Annotated in this window: 12 protein-coding genes; 4 read left to right on the plus strand and 8 right to left on the minus strand. The window is 62.3% G+C overall.

Translation table 11 applies throughout. The features are described 5' to 3' along the window. Positions 1–133 precede the first annotated feature (133 nt). The gene (locus tag A4A58_RS14540; protein ID WP_068733190.1) at positions 134–3,088 is read left to right on the plus strand and encodes an autotransporter domain-containing protein; all 2,955 of its coding nucleotides are present in this window, start codon (positions 134–136) and stop codon (positions 3,086–3,088) included. Between the two features lie 195 nt (positions 3,089–3,283). On the opposite strand, the gene A4A58_RS14545 is transcribed toward A4A58_RS14540, so the two are convergent. The 5 genes from A4A58_RS14545 to A4A58_RS14565 form a co-directional block, all read right to left on the minus strand. Beyond that, positions 3,284–3,664 carry a COG4315 family predicted lipoprotein gene (locus tag A4A58_RS14545; RefSeq protein WP_068733192.1) on the minus strand — a complete coding sequence of 127 codons (381 nt, stop codon included), beginning with the start codon at positions 3,662–3,664 and terminating at the stop codon, positions 3,284–3,286. 66 nt (positions 3,665–3,730) lie between these two features. Then, complete coding sequence (locus A4A58_RS14550; RefSeq protein WP_068733194.1) at positions 3,731–4,723, minus strand: small ribosomal subunit Rsm22 family protein; 993 nt, start codon at positions 4,721–4,723, stop codon at positions 3,731–3,733. A gap of 193 nt (positions 4,724–4,916) precedes the next feature. Then, the gene (smc, locus tag A4A58_RS14555) at positions 4,917–8,381 is read right to left on the minus strand and encodes a chromosome segregation protein SMC (protein WP_068733196.1); all 3,465 of its coding nucleotides are present in this window, start codon (positions 8,379–8,381) and stop codon (positions 4,917–4,919) included. A 486-nt stretch (positions 8,382–8,867) separates the two neighbouring features. Further along, entirely contained in the window at positions 8,868–9,683 is an 816-nt protein-coding gene (locus A4A58_RS14560) for a hypothetical protein (protein ID WP_139069859.1), read from the minus strand. A gap of 11 nt (positions 9,684–9,694) precedes the next feature. Beyond that, positions 9,695–10,492 carry a class I SAM-dependent methyltransferase gene (locus tag A4A58_RS14565; RefSeq protein WP_081421869.1) on the minus strand — a complete coding sequence of 266 codons (798 nt, stop codon included), beginning with the start codon at positions 10,490–10,492 and terminating at the stop codon, positions 9,695–9,697. 376 nt (positions 10,493–10,868) lie between these two features. Here A4A58_RS14565 and A4A58_RS29670 point away from each other — a divergent pair, with 376 nt between their 5' ends. The 3 genes from A4A58_RS29670 to A4A58_RS14585 all read left to right on the plus strand — a co-directional run bounded on the left by A4A58_RS29670 (position 10,869) and on the right by A4A58_RS14585 (position 13,413). After that, the gene (locus A4A58_RS29670) at positions 10,869–11,630 is read left to right on the plus strand and encodes an IS5 family transposase (protein WP_081421890.1); all 762 of its coding nucleotides are present in this window, start codon (positions 10,869–10,871) and stop codon (positions 11,628–11,630) included. A gap of 637 nt (positions 11,631–12,267) precedes the next feature. After that, the gene (locus A4A58_RS14580) at positions 12,268–13,092 is read left to right on the plus strand and encodes a sulfate adenylyltransferase (RefSeq protein WP_244499768.1); all 825 of its coding nucleotides are present in this window, start codon (positions 12,268–12,270) and stop codon (positions 13,090–13,092) included. 126 nt (positions 13,093–13,218) lie between these two features. After that, a complete protein-coding gene (locus A4A58_RS14585) occupies positions 13,219–13,413 on the plus strand; it encodes a hypothetical protein (RefSeq protein ID WP_068733200.1) in 195 nt (64 codons plus the stop codon). 357 nt (positions 13,414–13,770) lie between these two features. Here A4A58_RS14585 and A4A58_RS14590 read toward each other — a convergent pair whose 3' ends face one another. The 3 genes from A4A58_RS14590 to A4A58_RS14600 form a co-directional block, all read right to left on the minus strand. Further along, positions 13,771–14,022 carry a hypothetical protein gene (locus tag A4A58_RS14590; protein ID WP_068733202.1) on the minus strand — a complete coding sequence of 84 codons (252 nt, stop codon included), beginning with the start codon at positions 14,020–14,022 and terminating at the stop codon, positions 13,771–13,773. Between the two features lie 616 nt (positions 14,023–14,638). Continuing rightward, entirely contained in the window at positions 14,639–14,983 is a 345-nt protein-coding gene (locus tag A4A58_RS14595; protein WP_068733204.1) for a DMT family transporter, read from the minus strand. A 62-nt stretch (positions 14,984–15,045) separates the two neighbouring features. Then, complete coding sequence (locus tag A4A58_RS14600; protein ID WP_068733206.1) at positions 15,046–15,702, minus strand: DsbA family protein; 657 nt, start codon at positions 15,700–15,702, stop codon at positions 15,046–15,048. Between the last annotated feature and the right edge of the window lie 37 nt (positions 15,703–15,739).

The raw sequence follows: 15,739 nt of genomic DNA on the forward strand, positions 1-15,739 counted from the left end.
CGTTGCAGTTGTGCATCAGTCTGCGAGAGTCTTGTACGTGACGCCTGCGGGTTAGCGCCGGTGCGCTATCCGTCATCCAGCCGTCATCCGCTAAACCTAATGAAACCCTAACTTTTGAGGCTGGGGATTTCTGATGTTGGAATGGCGTAACGGCGCGAGCCGGCTTGCGATGGGTGTGGTCGTGGCGGCGCTGGTGGCGCCGATGGCGGCGGAAGCGACGACATTCACAGTGCCAGCCGGCACAACCGATACGGCCACGAAGACCTTGGCGGACGGTGAGACCGGCACGGTGGCGGCGGGCGGGACGCTGCGCTCCACCTCCGGCACTGCGAATATCGGCCTGACCGGCACCAGCATCGTCGTCACCAACTCGGGTATCATCGAGAACACCAGCACAGGCCGTGCGATAGATATGACCGGTGGCGGCACCAGCCGGGTCATCACCTTCCTCAACAACATCGGTGCGATTCTGCGGGCCTCGCAGAACGATGCTCTCCGGATCAACACGGCGCTCAGCGCTGGCAGCATTGTCATGATCGACAATGCGGGTCTGATTCAGGCCGGTGGCACCGGATATACTGGCTTGGGACAGGCGCTCGACCTGCGGGCCATTGCGGCGACAGGGGTGTCCTCGACCATCATCAACCGCGCCACTGGCGTGATCGAAGCTCTCACCGACGACGCGATCCGTACCGGCCAAGGCACGATTGTCGAGAACTACGGGATCATCCGCAGCTACGGCACCAACACATCGAGCGGTTCGGCCGATGGCATCGATAATTCGCGGACCGGCGTCGTCGTCAACAATTATGCCGGCGCGCTAATCTCTGGCGCGCGGCACGGCATCACCGCGGACACCGATATTATGGTCGTCAACTATGCCGGCGGCACGATCCTCGGACGCAATGGCTCCGGCGTGGGCTCCGACGGCACCGGTACCGTCACCAACTACGGCCGCATCACCGGCACCTATGCGGGCGTCGGGAATATCTTTACGAACGCCGGAGTTGCGTCGGTCGATGGCGACGGCGATGGCGTCGATCTCGATTTGGCAGGCACTGTTGTCAATTACGGGATCATCGAAGGTACCGGTGCTGGCGGATTCGATAGTGGTGGTCGCGCCAATGCCAGCGAGGGCATCTCGATCGGCGGTGGCACGATCACCAACTTCGGGACAATCAGCGGTGCGAATTACGGCATCGTCGTCAATAATGATTCGGTCGTATCGCGCAGTGGCGTCGACGCTACCACCATCACCAACAATGCCGGCGGCACGATCGTCGGCCTGAACGGTTTCGCGATCCGGCTGGAAAACAAGACCGGTACGGCGATCGACAACGATACGATCGTCAATCGCGGCACGATTATCGGCAATGGCACGATCCCTGATCCCAACGCTGTGGTGTTGCTGAAGAGCGGTGCCGTCGACACCAATTCCGTCGGCACCCTCAACGGCGTCACCTATACCGGCACCGGCTCGGCCCGCTTCATCCGCGGCGATGGCTCCGCGATCCAGATGGGCGAAGGCGCCGACGTGCTGACCAATTACGGCACCATCATCGGCAATACCGGTCGCGCCGTGAACATGGAAGGCGGCAACGACACCGTCAACGTCATGAAGGGCTCACGCATCGTCGGTCTGGTCGATGGCGGGGTCGGCACGGATACGCTGAACTACAACAAGGCGGGCCTCACCGACGCCAAGCGCGCTGCGCTGCAGGCCGGCCAGACCGTGAATATCGGCGGTACACTCTACACCTCGTTCGAGGTGATCACCGGAACGTCGTCTTCGTTCGCGTCCTTTGCCGGCGCGGGTTCGTTGGGCGTCGCCTCGCTGTTCGACAATCTGCCGGCCAGCGCCACCAGCAGTTCGGTGGTCAATCTGCTCGACAGCGTTGCCAGCTCGGCAGATGTCGGCGCGGCGCTGGCGCAGCTCACGCCCGCGGCCTATCAGGGCCTCGGCCGCATGACCATGAATGACGCGTTCCAGACGACCTCGCTGGTCGGCCAGCACCTGACGCAGAACCGCCTCGGCGGCCTCGGCACCGACATGTCCGGTGTGGGTAACGCGCTGGCGATGTTCGACGGCGGCATGTTCGACAAGAATTTCAGTGCGGATCGTGCGCTGGCCGCGGTGACGGCGTTCCCTGGCAGCGCAAGTTCTGCGCTGGCCGATGCCGGCTGGGGCGCCAATGCAGCCGATGCGATGGCCTATGCGCCGGTGACCAAGGCTCTGCCGGGTCTGCGTCCGGTCGCCGTCGCTGCCGAACAGGGCCTGTTCATCACGTCGGGCGCGAGCTTCGCCCGCGAAGGCGCACGAACTGACGCACCGGGCTTCAAGTCGAACACGGTCAACGTGCTCGCCGGCTACGACCGGCGCATCACGGACAGCATCGTCGCCGGCGTGTTCGGTGGCTACGCGCTGACCCGCGGCGATATCGATGATGTCGGCAGCCACACCAAGATCTCGACCGGGACCATCGGCGGCTATGGCACCTACCAGGCGCCCGGCTGGTTCGCGACCGCCATGGGCCTCTATGGCTTCAGCGACTACGACACCACGCGCGTGGCGGTCGGCACGACGAACACCGCGGCGTTCAGCGGCGATCATTATTCGATCCGCGGCACGGTGGGCACCGATCTGCGCGTCAGCGGCTGGGTTGTCACACCAGAGATCGGCCTGCAATATACGCGGGTGATGACCGACGGCTTCGCCGAACGCGGCGGTGCGGCGGCCCTCGTGGTCGGCTCGGACAGTTCGGAATCGCTACGCTCCAGCGTCGGCGCACGCTTCGCCTATGACTACGCGCTGAATGGCGGTGTGCTGACGCCGGAATTGCGGCTGGCCTGGCTGCATGAATTCAGCGACGGCGTGCGCGGCATCAATGCGAGCTTCGCCGATACGACATTGCCGGGCTCGTTCATCACCGCGACCGGCAGCGCGCTGCGCGATCGCGGTGTGATCGGTGCCGGCGTGTCGGGCAAGCTCGCGCCGCTCACGGTGCTGTCGGTGAACTATGATGCGATCGTCGGCAGCAATGACGCCGTCGCGCATCAAGTGATGGGCCGCATCCGGCATTCATTCTGATCTTTCTTCCCCTCTCCCCCAGCGCAGCGAAGCTGCGCGCCGCGGGAGAGGGTGCCTTCGCGGAGCGAAGGCGGGAGAGGGCCTTGCTTATGGCGCCCCCTCTCCCGTCTCGAACCCGCTTCGCGTGTTCGATCCACCCTCTCCCGCCAAACGTCGCTACGCTCCGTTCGGGGGAGAGGGGAAACAAGAAGCACCTTACGGCTTCGCAATATGCCAGGTGCCGTTCAGGAAGCCGTCGCCATTGGTGTCGCCGGCGGCCGTGTCCTTCTTGAAGGTGTAGAGCGGCTTGCCCTTATAGGCCCACATCTTCTTGCCATCGTCGCGCACCACGATGGTCATGTCGGCACTCGGCTTGGCATCGTCCATCGCGAACAGCGGCGGCCAGTTTTCGGCGCAGGGGCCGTTGCACATCGACTTGCCGCCGGCGTCCTTATCGAAGGTATAGAGCGTCATGCCCTTGGCATCGACGAAGGTCTTGCCTTTCGCGGTGTCGGCGGTCTTCAGCATCTGTGCTGAGGCGGCGCTTGAGGCAAGCATGAGAGTCAGAGCCGCGAGGGCGGCGAATGATTTGGTCATTGCAGCGTTACTCCTGATGAATTGCGACGCAGTCGCGTCAGGAGAACAAACGCCATCTGTAGAGAATTATTCCGCGGATGATTCCGATGAATCGAAAACCGCATCGCCCCAGTCGAGCTTGCGGAACTTTGCATACTTCGCCTTGTCGCGGCGTGGTGCGTTTGCGGCGATAACGCCTACATTTGTGCAGAGTTTTGCCGTGATTTCGATCTTTGTCGTTACCGGTTGCGTCAGCACGCGCGACGGCCGCTGCGCGACAGGCGCACGCGACAGCGCGACATAGATAAATTTTTCGTCCTCATAGGGAAGTTCTGCAGATTTGAGTTGTTTATGGACTCGGGAGCGCTGCAGCCGCTGGCTGAAGTGGCACCAGTCGGGCTTCACCAGCGGACATGCATTGTCATGCGGGCAGGGCGCGATCACATGTGCGCCAGCGTTGATAAGCTGCGCACGGGCGTCGAGGATGCGTTGATAGCCTGAGGGTGTGCCGGGCTCAACGATGAGCAGCGTATCATTCGTCTTCGTCCACATCGCCGCGACGAGTTTTGTCCGCGCGGCATCGTTGAGTTCATTGATGACGTAGCTCGCGATGACGAGATCGGCGGATGGGGCATCGGCGATTGTCGCGGCGGCATCGCCGAGCTCGTAACGCAGCGCGGGGATGCGGTGGCTGTCCTCTGCCAGACCAAGCGCAAGCGTGCGCAACGCGGGATTGGCATCGAGCAGTGTGAACGAAGCGAGCGACGCGAAGGCTTCGGCGCAGGCCCATGTCGCCGTTCCCGGCCCGGCGCCGCAATCGAGTAGCGTGGTCGGTGCGAAGTCCGGTCGTGTCTCCTGCAGCGCATTGAGGCTGGCGATCACAGCCGCATAGGTCGCCGGCATCCGTGCCAGCGCATAGGCCAGCGCGTCGGTCTCGTTGCGGATGGTCGTGGAGCCGCCGCCGGAGCGATATGTCTTCGAGATTGCGTCGGATCGCGCTGCTGCGTCGTTGCGCGAGAAGCCGTGCAGGCGCGCGTTGAGAGCGGCGGTGAGTTCGGCGGGGAGATCGGGGGCGGTCATGCTGGACGCGCTTGCTTTCTTCCCCTCTCCCCCGCGAAGCGAAGCTTCGCTAGGCGGGAGAGGGTGGATCGAACGTGCGTAGCACGTTCGAGACGGGAGAGGGGTAACCACAAACTCCGAGCTCTGTACACCCCTCTCCCGCCTTCGCTTCGCTCAGGCACCCTCTCCCGCAAGGGGAGAGGGGAAAGGAAGCTTACGCCACTTCCTGATCGAGGATCTTCACCGCGTTTTCGAGATCCACGGAGACCAGCTGCGACACGCCGCGTTCCGCCATGGTGACGCCGTACAGGCGGTGCATGCGCGCCATCGTGATCGGGTTGTGCGTGATGGTGATGAAGCGCGTTTCGGTCGAGGCGCACATTTCATGCAGCAGGCTGCAGAAGCGCTCCACGTTGTGGTCGTCGAGCGGCGCGTCGACTTCGTCCAGCACGCAGATCGGCGACGGGTTGGTCAGGAACACCGCGAAGATCAGCGCCAGCGCGGTCAGGGCCTGCTCGCCGCCGGACAGCAGCGACAGGGTCTGCGGCTTCTTGCCGGGTGGCTTGGCGACGATTTCGAGACCGGCCTCGAGCGGATCGTCGCTCTCGATCAGCTTCAGCTCGGCTTCGCCGCCGCCGAACAGTTCGACGAACATGCGCTTGAAGTGGCCGTTGACGATGTCGAACGAGGTCATCAGCCGTTCGCGGGCTTCCTTGTTCAGGCTCTGGATGCCGGTGCGCAGCTTCTTGATGGCTTCGACGAGGTCGTCGCGCTCGGTGGCCAAACCATTGTGCGTGCCTTCGACTTCGTTGAGCTCTTCCTCGGCGCGCAGGTTGACGGCACCGAGACGCTCGCGATCGCGGCGCAGCTTTTCCAGGTCGGCTTCGATATCGGCCAGCGGCGGCAGCGTGTCGTCCTGGCGGACTTCGGCCAGCGCCGCGACGCCTTCCGGCTCGACTTCGAGCATGTCGCGGATTTCGCGCTCGATGTCTTCCAGGCGGCGCTTGCCGCTTTCCATGCGCTCTTCGGTGCGGGCGCAGGCTTCGCGGGCGGCGGAGAGCGCTTCCAGCGAGCCGCGGGCGTCGCGGTCGGTCTCGCGCATGGCGTTCTCTGCCGAGGCCAGCGCATTGGCGGCGAGCTGACGGGCCTGTTCGGCGCTCTCGACTTCCGAGATCAGCGCGCGGCGCTTCTGCAGATAGATCGCCGGGGCGTCTTCGAGTTCGGCGCGCTCGCGCGTCACTTCGGCGACGCGCGCGGCGACGGTTTCGATCTGCGATGCGGCGGAGGTCTTGCGGTTGGCCCAGTCGGTGCGCTCGGCGATGATCGCCTGCAGGCGGCGGTCGGCGAGTTCAGCCTCGCGGGCCAGCGCCTGCGATTCGGCGCGGACCTGCGCGGCGCCGCGGCGATGACCTTCGATCTCGCCGCGCACGCTGGCGAGTTGGGCTTCGGCGTCGGAGCTCTCCGGCAGATGTTCCAGCGCGGCATGTGCGCTCTCATGGGCGGCTTCCGCCTCCATGCGATCGTTTGAGAGGCGCGACTGCGCTTCGGTCAGCGTCGCGCGGCGGGCCGCGTGACGGTTGATCTCACGCTCGGCATTGGCATGGCGCTCGCGCGCCTGGTCGATGTCGCGGCGTGCGTTGCGCAGCGCGTCGCGCGATGCGCCTTCGGCCGAGGCCGCAGTCTTCAATGCCTGCTCGGCGCTTTCCAGCGCTTCGCGCTTGGCTGACGCGTCGATCCTGGCGTTTTCCAGATCGGCTTCGATATCGGTCAGGCGGGCGCGTTCGGCGAGACGGCGCGCGGCGCCGGTGGGCGCATGCGCGCCGGCGACGAAACCGTCCCAGCGCCAGACGTCGCCTTCCAGCGACACCAGCCGCTGGCCGGTCTGCAGTTGCGACACGAGCGCTGCGCCCTGATCCTTGGAAACGACGCCGATCTGCTTGAGGCGGCGCTGCAACTCAGCCGGCGCATTGACATGCGAGGCCAGCGACTCGACGCCGGCGGGCAGGACGGGATCGTTGGCGTGATCGCCGGCATTGGTCCAGCGCATCGGCGCCGAGGGATCGACGGGCGCGTCGAGATCGTCGCCGAGCACGGCGCCGAGCGCCTTTTCGTAGCCCTTGGTGACGCTGACGCCGTCGATGATCGGCGGCCACAGGTTCTTGGTTTCGCCGTTCAGGATCTTCGAAATCGTGCGGGCTTCGGTCTCGAGCCGCTGCACCTTCCGGTCGGCGTCATTGAGCGGAGCGCGCGAGGCTTCCAGCGTCTGCCGGGCGGCGATATGGGCGGCTTCGTTGTCGGCCACGCTGCCTTCGGCCTGCAGCAGGATTTCCTGCGAGGTCTCCATCAGGGCTGCAAGCTCATCGAGATCGCCGAAGCCCGATGTCTGCGCCGTCAGCGCCTCGATCTCGGCCTCGACGCTGGCGATTTCCTGGCCCAGACGCGCCAGGCGATCGGCCTGGCTGCGGACGTTGGACTGCAGCTGGTTGCGCTTGGCCGTCATGTCCGCATGCGCGGTGGTGAGTTCGGTGAAGGTGCGCTCGGCGGCGGCCAGCACGGCCTCGGCTTCCGACACGCGATCGTCGACACCGCCACGCAGCTCGACGCGCTGCATGATCTCTTCCTTGAGCATCGCGTCTTCTTCTTCGAGACGGAGCAGCGCGAATTCAGCGTCTTCCGACTGCTTCATCTCGCGCGCGACATCGCTCTCGAACTGCGTCAGGCGACGGTCGAGCTCGGTGGCGCGCTCCTTGGCGCGCTCTTCCTCGCGGTCGAGCAGGTCGCGGGTATTGGTCAGGCGCTGCAGTCCGGCGGCGGCGAAGGCTTCCGCCTCGCGCAGTGCGGGCAGCTCATTGGCACGGATCGCCTGGATGCGGGCGGCTTCGCCCTGTTCGCGGGTGCGTTCGGCGAGATCGAGCACATATTGGCCGTGCAGCGTTGCGGCTTCGGCATTGTCCTGATGCGCCTGCAGCCAGCGCAGATGGAACAGCATGGCCTCGGCCTTGCGCACCTTGCCGGCGACTTCGCGGTAGCGGATCGCCTGGCGGGCCTGCTTCTTCAGGCCTTCCATCTGGCCCGAGAGCTGACCGATCACGTCCTCGACGCGGGTGAGGTTGGTTTCGGCGGCCTTCAGGCGCAGTTCGGCCTCGTGGCGGCGCGCATGCAGACCGGCGACGCCGGCGGCGTCTTCCAGCACGCGGCGGCGCTGCTCGGGCTTGGCCTGGATGATTTCGCCGATCTTGCCCTGGTGGACGAGGGCGGGCGAACGCGCGCCGGTGGCGGCGTCGGCAAACAGGATCTGCACGTCGCGGGCGCGGACGTCGCGGCCGTTGATGCGGTATTGCGACCCGGCTTCGCGCTCGATGCGGCGGGAGATTTCGAGGATTTCGGCGTCATTGACCATGGCCGGCGCGGTGCGATCGGTATTGTCGATCGTCATCACCACTTCGGCGTGGTTGCGCGAGGCGCGGTTGCCGGAGCCGGCGAAGATCACCGCGTCCATGTCGGCGGCGCGCAGCGACTTGTGCGAGGTTTCGCCCATCGCCCAGCGCAGCGCTTCCACCAGATTGGACTTGCCGCAGCCGTTCGGGCCGACAACGCCGGTCAGACCGGGCTCGATCATGAAGTCGGTCGGTTCGACGAACGACTTGAATCCGTGCAGGCGCAGGCGCGTGAGTTTCATGGATACGGTACTCTAGGTTAGCCGAACAGCCCCGAGAATCGCGAATCCCCCAGCACGAACAATAGCATAAATGCAGCTGCCGCGCGGACGGAGACTCGCTGGTCGCGGCTCTCATTGGCCCGGACAATGGCGAGACGAGGGCAGCTGCGCAACCGCGGAACCCCGCTTTTCCCAAGGGTTTTGCGGGGGATAGGTGGGGAGGGCGTGAAAAAGGGCTTGTTTTAAGGGGGGGGGAGGTCCGCGCCCGCTTTGACCGCGTCGCTAAGCGCGATCTATTGGCCCAACTTCATATGGTTAACCGACCACTTATCTCAGCACGTTGCGCCTTGGGTCTATCGGGCTTGCAGGCGTGAAGGGAGTCGATCTGAAGTCTGTTCGTTGCCGTGACGGATGTCTGAATTGATACGAACAACGGACATCGTCAGACTGACCCGGTTGGTCCGTTTTGTGCCAAAAGCGGGAGTCCGCGCGTTGGCCGAATTCGTATTACGGCTGCGCAACAGGTTCGCTGGTCGTCGTTGTGCTGTGCTGGCGCCCAAGCGCGATATCGATCGGGACCGGATCTCGCCCGGCGTTTCGGTCTCTCAATCGCAGGATCATCGCTTCGGCCTTATCGAGCGCCTCGCAAAGCGAGGGCTGGTCCAGGGAGCAGAAACGCGAAGACGCACCATGCATGCGAAGCAAGCGATCAACGCGATCGACGATGGGAATCGCGGCAAGATTTTTCTCAACATTCGCCTCAAGGATCCGCTCCGCAGGCGACTCGAGACGCAGCCGTTCGCGCAAACGTGCCTCAAGCATTTCCAGAGGTGCATCGAGGCGAATGATCAGATCGGCCTTCGGGACGAGTCCAAGCGCTTGCAGAATGGAAGCGTCGCTGGCGTGCTCATTGTATAAGGCAAGGGCGCAGGTCACCTGAACAAAAGCCTGATCGAATATAACGATCTCAGCCGACTCCCTCGACAGTTCCCAATAGCGACATAAACGCAGGACATACTGGCTGAGCCTGACGAACCAGACCACACTTCTTGGCGGGAGTGCCCGTACCAAATTTAACGTCAGGTCGAATTCGCTCTTGCTGGCGATAGGTCGAGCGGCCATTGAAGCGATTTCAATGATTCCGCGGACGATGCGTCGAAAGGCAGGCATGCCTCCCCCTGGATCGGGCGATGACAACTGAGCTCCCGGTCGGTAGCTGAGCACAACATTCGCATGATGGCCGCGCTCGTTGAGCCGCTTGCACAGCGCGTGGGCGAAGGTGGTCTTTCCTGCGGCTGCCGGGCCAAAGAACTCGATGATCATGCTCCCGAACCTCAAGAGGTTGTTGGTGCCTGCACGATTCGCCGAGGGTCCTGCACCTGAGGAAACAGGCGTTCCCGCTTTCGCGCCGCGACAATAAAACTCTCCGCCAATAATCCCGGCACCTTGAGCCTCCGGCACGCCTTTTCGAATGGCTCGATCAGCGCCTCGCAGAGATGTGGAAACAACCGGCCCGGTCGCGGGAGATAGCCGTAATACGTGCTCTCCACGACCTCAAATCCCTCATCCGACAGCAGGCTTGAAAATTGATACAAAGTCAGGGTGTTTCGAGGTCTGCTCGGATATGCCCAGTTCAGGACACGACTGAACGACCCGATGGGTGACGTTGCATTGAGCTGGATATTGCACACCAATACGCCGTCGTTGCGAAGATGCCGATAGATCGCCCGCAATGCGTCGCGCCTAAGCGTGTCTTCTGCATTCAAGAAGAACCGAAATGCGGTGGCAACGTCAAATGTCTGTTCGAGAGGAACCTTGGTGACGTCGACGCATAGCAGCGTCACGTTGTCTGGCACCGAAGCTGCCGAAAGCATCGCTTCTGACACATCGACCCCGACAACCGAGCCGAACAACCGAGCGGCGACCTTCGCAATGCGTCCGGTTCCGCAGGCGAAGTCGAGGCTTGTTCGCTGTGGCCCTCCGAGCCGGCGCAGAATGCTTTCGAGCAAGGGCTGTTCGACGTCCCGCCACAATGCCGCGCAATGGCCTACCTCGAAGGTGCTGACGTAGTCGGCAACGACATCAACCGACTGGTGGCTCGCGCGATAGCTGAGCGTGTCTCCGTTGAGCATAAGGATATGTCCCTCGAGTCCGCCGACGCTAACCTCGATGTCGGGACGACGTCTTCATGCATTCGCACGATGCCGGAACGGAGCGATGATCGCTCGGGAAGGCCAACGAGGCCTGGCCGTTCGGGATGGGGGTCGGTCAAGGCCATATCGGATCGGTCTTAGCCCGGGTAAAACTGGAACCTGTTCTGTCAGGGCCGAACGCATTCGGCGCTTGTCCCGCACCTGAGATGTCTGTTGTGGGTCAATCGCGTCGATTTTGGCAAGTCGACGGCTTGTCCGGTTCGCGGTTAATCTCGGAAGTGCGGGATGTTCGGGTTTGCCGGTTGAAGGCATCGGTTTGGACGTGATTCAAGCGCCCAAACCGGAGCCTCAAATCATGCGCTACGAACTAACCGATTATGAATGGGCGGCAATCAAGCCGTTCCTGCCGAACAAGCCGCGCGGCATTCCGCGTGTGAACGACCGGCGCGTGCTCAACGGGATCTTTTGGGTCCTCCGTTCGGGTGCGCCATGGCGCGACCTGCCAGAGACGTACGGCCCCCGCACCACTTGTTACAATCGCTTCGTTCGGTGGCGGCGGGCTGGCGTCTGGGATCAGATCATGGACGCGCTGGCCGCCGGTCATGACGCGGCGGTGCAGATGATCGATACCTCCATTGTGCGCGTGCACCAGCACGGAGCCTGTATCGCGGACAACAATCAGCAGGATATGGGGCGGTCGCGAGGCGGCCTGACATGCAAGATTCACGCGGTCGTAGACACCAACGGGCTACCAGTCCATCTCGCCCTCACGCCCGGTGAGGCCCACGACAATCGGCTTTGTTCGGTCCTCCTCAGCGCGATGCTCCCACAAACGATGTTACTCGCGGATCGTGGATATGACGCGGATTGGATCAGGGAGCTTGCCCGCCAGCAAGGAGCATGGGCGAACATCCCGCCGAAACGAAATCGCAAAGACCCGATCTGCTTCAGCCCGTACCTGTATCGCGCACGAAACTTGATCGAAAGGTTCTTCAACAAGATCAAGCAATGTCGGCGTGTCGCGACCCGATACGACAAACTTGCGGCCAACTACCTAGCCTTCATCAAGCTCGCATCAATCCGCATTTGGCTCCGCGCTAATGAGTCCGTGCCCTAATTCAACTCGACAGTTATCCGGGCGACCGCCGCGGCCGCATAGCGCTTCCATGAGGGACTGACGACGCCGGCAACTGCCTGCCCCGCGCCACAGCCTGAGCAATCGGTTACTTTCTCGGACAGCGGCAAACTCACTGCGCACCCCTATAAAGAGCATTTTAATTATTGCTCGCAAATACGAGAAGCCACTGATGTGCGGGCGTTTCTTCACGGCGATAAATCCGATTAATTCCGAATTATGCCGAGGCCAACGCGAGAAGTCGCCTATTTGCAGGCACTTCGCGTCTGAGAAAAGATTGAGAAACTCAGAATAAATTCGAATTTCGGTGGTGTCGGGGAGTCCAATCAAAGCATAGGTCAGATTTCTCTAGCATGCATCCTCATGCCAGATACCAACGAGGGAGGAGCAGGAGGAGCAGGAGCAGGAGCAGGAGCAGGAGCAGGAGCAGGGGGGAAGGAAGGGAAGTGTAAGTAGAGGATAGCCTACCAAGAGCGGCAGGCGTGATCCGACTAGTCGACGGGCGGCAGTCCGCGGATCCGAACAGTCATTCAAATGAACGTTGGTGTGGTTTGTAATCCGGCTAAGCTCTGACCTGCAGGTAAATGACAGCTTGTTCCGAGGCGCTGGGCATTCCACCATGATCATCGAGTTATTTGGGCCGCCTGGTGCAGGCAAGACCACACTTCTTCGCGGCCTCTGCCGGGGGCTGGCGCAAGAAGGCATCAACCTGAAGACAGTGAACGGTTATCGCCTGATTGAATATGCGTCGGCCCAGGATGACGGCCCGGAGACGCGCCATCGCATTGGGCGTATTGGCAGAAAGATTGCCACCTCCGGTCCTGTCTTGCTATCGACCCTGCCGAAGGACGGTGTCGCGGCGCGGCTTCTAGCATCAATCCCGCTACGAAGCCGCACATGGTCATGGCGCATGAAGGTCGACATCGCTCTACTGTGCGAATCTTGGCGTAAAGCGCAGGAATCGGAAGGTTACTTCATTTTTGAAGAAGGCCTGATCCAGGCATTGTGTGCGCTGGTTTTGCTGGCGCGAACTCCAAGCATTGACGTGGTTCGTGACTGCCTAGCGTTCCTGCCGCGACCGGACCTGCTTGTCCAGCTCGATGCGCCGCAGGAAACGTTGCGCCGCCGTCTTACGGATCGGCATGCGCACCAGCCGCTCATCGAAGTCCTCCTGTTCGAACTCGGCGTGGACAGGGGCTTGAAGCAGGCCAATATCTCAAGGGAGATCGGCGAGTGCTTGCGCCGGGACGGATGGTCCTTGATACAAGTCAACGGTGCCGACCCCCTCAATTTCGATAAGGTCATCACGCGAGTCCTGGGAGAGCATATCAATGAGACCGCCTTGGGTGACCAAGGCGATAAAAGCCAAACCACTGGATTAGCTGGCAACTATGAACTTGATGGATCTCAACATTTCGCACGGGGGCCTGGTGGCAGCATCTGACGCTCGCTCACGATTTGAATCATTGCGTGGTCGAGCCCCGGTCCGCCCGGAGCGAGGCATGGATACTTTGGGTCGCCTCGACTAGCGCGGTCCCCTGTCTCGGAGAGCCTTGCGTCCGAAACCGTAATGCAGGACGCAACCGATAACGGGTATCTTCCTCCATTTGTGGTGGGAAAGACGGCCGCTGACGAGAAAGAGTTATATGGCGCAATGAAAAATATTGGAGTTATGTCCCGCAGAAAAGATGGCCGCCTGGATATGCCGGATCTATTTCGCGTTGCAGCTAAGCTTCTGAAGAAAGGCGGCACCACGCCTCTCTAACTTATCGCTATCTCTAAGTCGCAGGAGCTTCAATGGTGGAGCTACTGAGCGGAACTACACGTCCCGCGCATATCCATTCGGACGACGCTGCTGCGGTGCGCCGAGCACGGCGATGCAGAGGCCGAGAAATGCCAGGCCGATGATCTCGCAGATGAAATTTTCAAACATGATATGCCCCTCACGCTAATGGGACGAGAATGCGGAGATGGCGCTTAAACGTTCCTTAACGCGCGTTTACACTTGGAATCAGGGTTAATCCGCAAGCGCGTCATCCGTTAAGATCCGGCAGGCGCGTGGCGCGGCTGCCGCCGGGCTGCTATCGCCGGACTGCTGTCGCAGGTCTGCTGTCGCAGGATGTCAGCGGGCGTGAGTCTGTGCGCTGCGCGGCATCGGGATTTTGGCCTTCAGCGCGGCTTCGCCTTCGGGCGTGATGCAATAACGCACCGGCGAGCCGGCCTGGAGCGCGATCCAGGTCTTTTCGACCATCTTGGACAGGGTCTTCGGCCCGGCAGGCATCAAATGCGGCGCAAGCAGGCCCGGCGTATCGCGCAATTTCTGAAGCGCGGTGCGCTCGACATAATGCGGCAGGTGGCTGGCGCGTGTCGGCATGGGGCAAGTCTCATCGGGTTGGACGAGGGGAACTGAACTATTCTTTTGGGTGAACTACATGAACGCATGAGCGCGGTTTCAGTTGCATCCGGTATCGAAAAAACGTCCGCGGGCACTTGACAGTTTTCCTATAAGATTATAATCAAATCTTATCCGGTTCGCGAGGGGCGCTTCATGAGGCGTCTTGAGGTGGGACAGGATGCGGCGCCTGCGGGTGTGGGGTGACGTACCCCGCACACTCGGGAGGCTTGGGGTCACCGTCCGGGCCCACTACGGGGCTCTGCCACTCATGCTGGCTGGACGTGGTATTGGTGAACGGCGCGAAATCGTCGGGATAAGCGGAGTGCGGAGCTCTGCCCTTTACCCGGAAGAACGGTCCCTCAGCTAAAAAGACGTCGCGGTGGCGCGCCCTCAAGGCGTTGCGCGGTTGCAGCTTGCCGGCGTTCCGGTGGAGCGGATCGCGACACACACCACCCTTTGCGCCTGATGGCGCGCCGCCACCCCTCATGTTTCAGGAGGGGGATTGCTCACACCTCGGACGCGCAAGCGCCGCGAGACTACGAGAGCTTGGCTGTTTGAAGCGAAGAATCGGAGAACACGATGGCGCGGCAGCGCGCTAATGCGACGCGCTGGCGGAGAACGCGTTGACGATGACCACGCCGGTCAGGATGAAGCCGATGCCGATGATGGCGGCGAGATCGAGCGCCTGCCGGAATGCAAAATAGCTCACCGCCGAAATCAACACGATGCCGAGCCCGCTCCAGATCGCATAGGCGATGCCGACCGGCATCACCTTCAGCGCGTGGGACAGGAAATAGAGCGACAGGATGTAGCAGACGGCCATGCCGAACGTCGGCCAGAGCTTCGTGAACTGCTGCGACTGCGCCAGCAGCGCCGTGCCGATGGTCTCCAGCACGATGGCGCAGCCGAGGGCGGCGTAGTTGAGGAAGGTCGGGGTCATGAAAGGGCTCGGGCGTTCAGGAATCCCTCCCCGCGCAAAAACGGGGGAGGGACAAGAAGACCTCAGCTCTTCAGCAGCGGGGTGATCTTCTTGGAGAATTCCTCGAACGACTGCTCGCCCTTCAGCATCTCGCCATTGATGAAGAAGGTCGGTGTCGAGTTCACCTTCAGCACTTCATTGGCGTATTTCTGGTCGGCGGCGATCTTGTCGAGCAGCGCCTTGTCCTTCAGGCATTCTTCCACGGCCTGCTGGCTGAGGCCGGCCTGCTTGCCGATGCGGGTCAGGGTCGCGGCGGTATCCTTCATCACCCAGTCGTTCTGCTGCTTGAACAGCATATCGATGACGGCGAAGTACTTGCCCGAATCTTCCTTGGCAATGCAGCGCGCCAGCATCGAGCCGGCGGCGGCCTTGATGTCGAGCGGGAATTCGCGGAACACGAAGCGGATCTTGTTGGTGTCGATGAAGGCTTCCTTGATCTTCGGGAACACCTGCTCGGTGAAGGCCGCGCAATGCGGGCAGGTCATCGAGGCATATTCGGTGACGGTGACGGCAGCATCCTTCGGGCCGAGCGCCATGTCGGGCAGCGATACCGGCTTGGCGACGTCGACGGCGTTCTGCGCGAATGCCTCGGAGATCAGCTGCAGCGGCGACAGGCCGATGGCTGCTGCGGCGCCGGTGAGGGCAAGGGCGGCGGTGAAGTCACGGCGCGTGATGATCAAAGGAATGCTCCAAAGCGGCGGCGGACGCCGGGACAAG

This window comes from Tardiphaga robiniae (genome assembly GCF_001618955.1).
Lineage (GTDB): Bacteria > Pseudomonadota > Alphaproteobacteria > Rhizobiales > Xanthobacteraceae > Tardiphaga > Tardiphaga robiniae_A.

What these genes read in the sequence shown, in the direction of transcription:
- smc (WP_068733196.1), bottom strand. Translation starts at nt 8,381, where the DNA reads ATGAAACTCACGCGCCTGCGCCTGCACGGATTCAAGTCGTTCGTCGAA.
- A4A58_RS14545 (WP_068733192.1), bottom strand. Translation starts at nt 3,664, where the DNA reads ATGACCAAATCATTCGCCGCCCTCGCGGCTCTGACTCTCATGCTTGCC.
- A4A58_RS14540 (WP_068733190.1), top strand. Translation starts at nt 134, where the DNA reads ATGTTGGAATGGCGTAACGGCGCGAGCCGGCTTGCGATGGGTGTGGTC.
- A4A58_RS14585 (WP_068733200.1), top strand. Translation starts at nt 13,219, where the DNA reads ATGCAGGACGCAACCGATAACGGGTATCTTCCTCCATTTGTGGTGGGA.
- A4A58_RS14595 (WP_068733204.1), bottom strand. Translation starts at nt 14,983, where the DNA reads ATGACCCCGACCTTCCTCAACTACGCCGCCCTCGGCTGCGCCATCGTG.
- A4A58_RS14565 (WP_081421869.1), bottom strand. Translation starts at nt 10,492, where the DNA reads ATGCTCAACGGAGACACGCTCAGCTATCGCGCGAGCCACCAGTCGGTT.
- A4A58_RS14560 (WP_139069859.1), bottom strand. Translation starts at nt 9,683, where the DNA reads ATGATCATCGAGTTCTTTGGCCCGGCAGCCGCAGGAAAGACCACCTTC.
- A4A58_RS14550 (WP_068733194.1), bottom strand. Translation starts at nt 4,723, where the DNA reads ATGACCGCCCCCGATCTCCCCGCCGAACTCACCGCCGCTCTCAACGCG.
- A4A58_RS14580 (WP_244499768.1), top strand. Translation starts at nt 12,268, where the DNA reads ATGATCATCGAGTTATTTGGGCCGCCTGGTGCAGGCAAGACCACACTT.
- A4A58_RS29670 (WP_081421890.1), top strand. Translation starts at nt 10,869, where the DNA reads ATGCGCTACGAACTAACCGATTATGAATGGGCGGCAATCAAGCCGTTC.
- A4A58_RS14590 (WP_068733202.1), bottom strand. Translation starts at nt 14,022, where the DNA reads ATGCCGACACGCGCCAGCCACCTGCCGCATTATGTCGAGCGCACCGCG.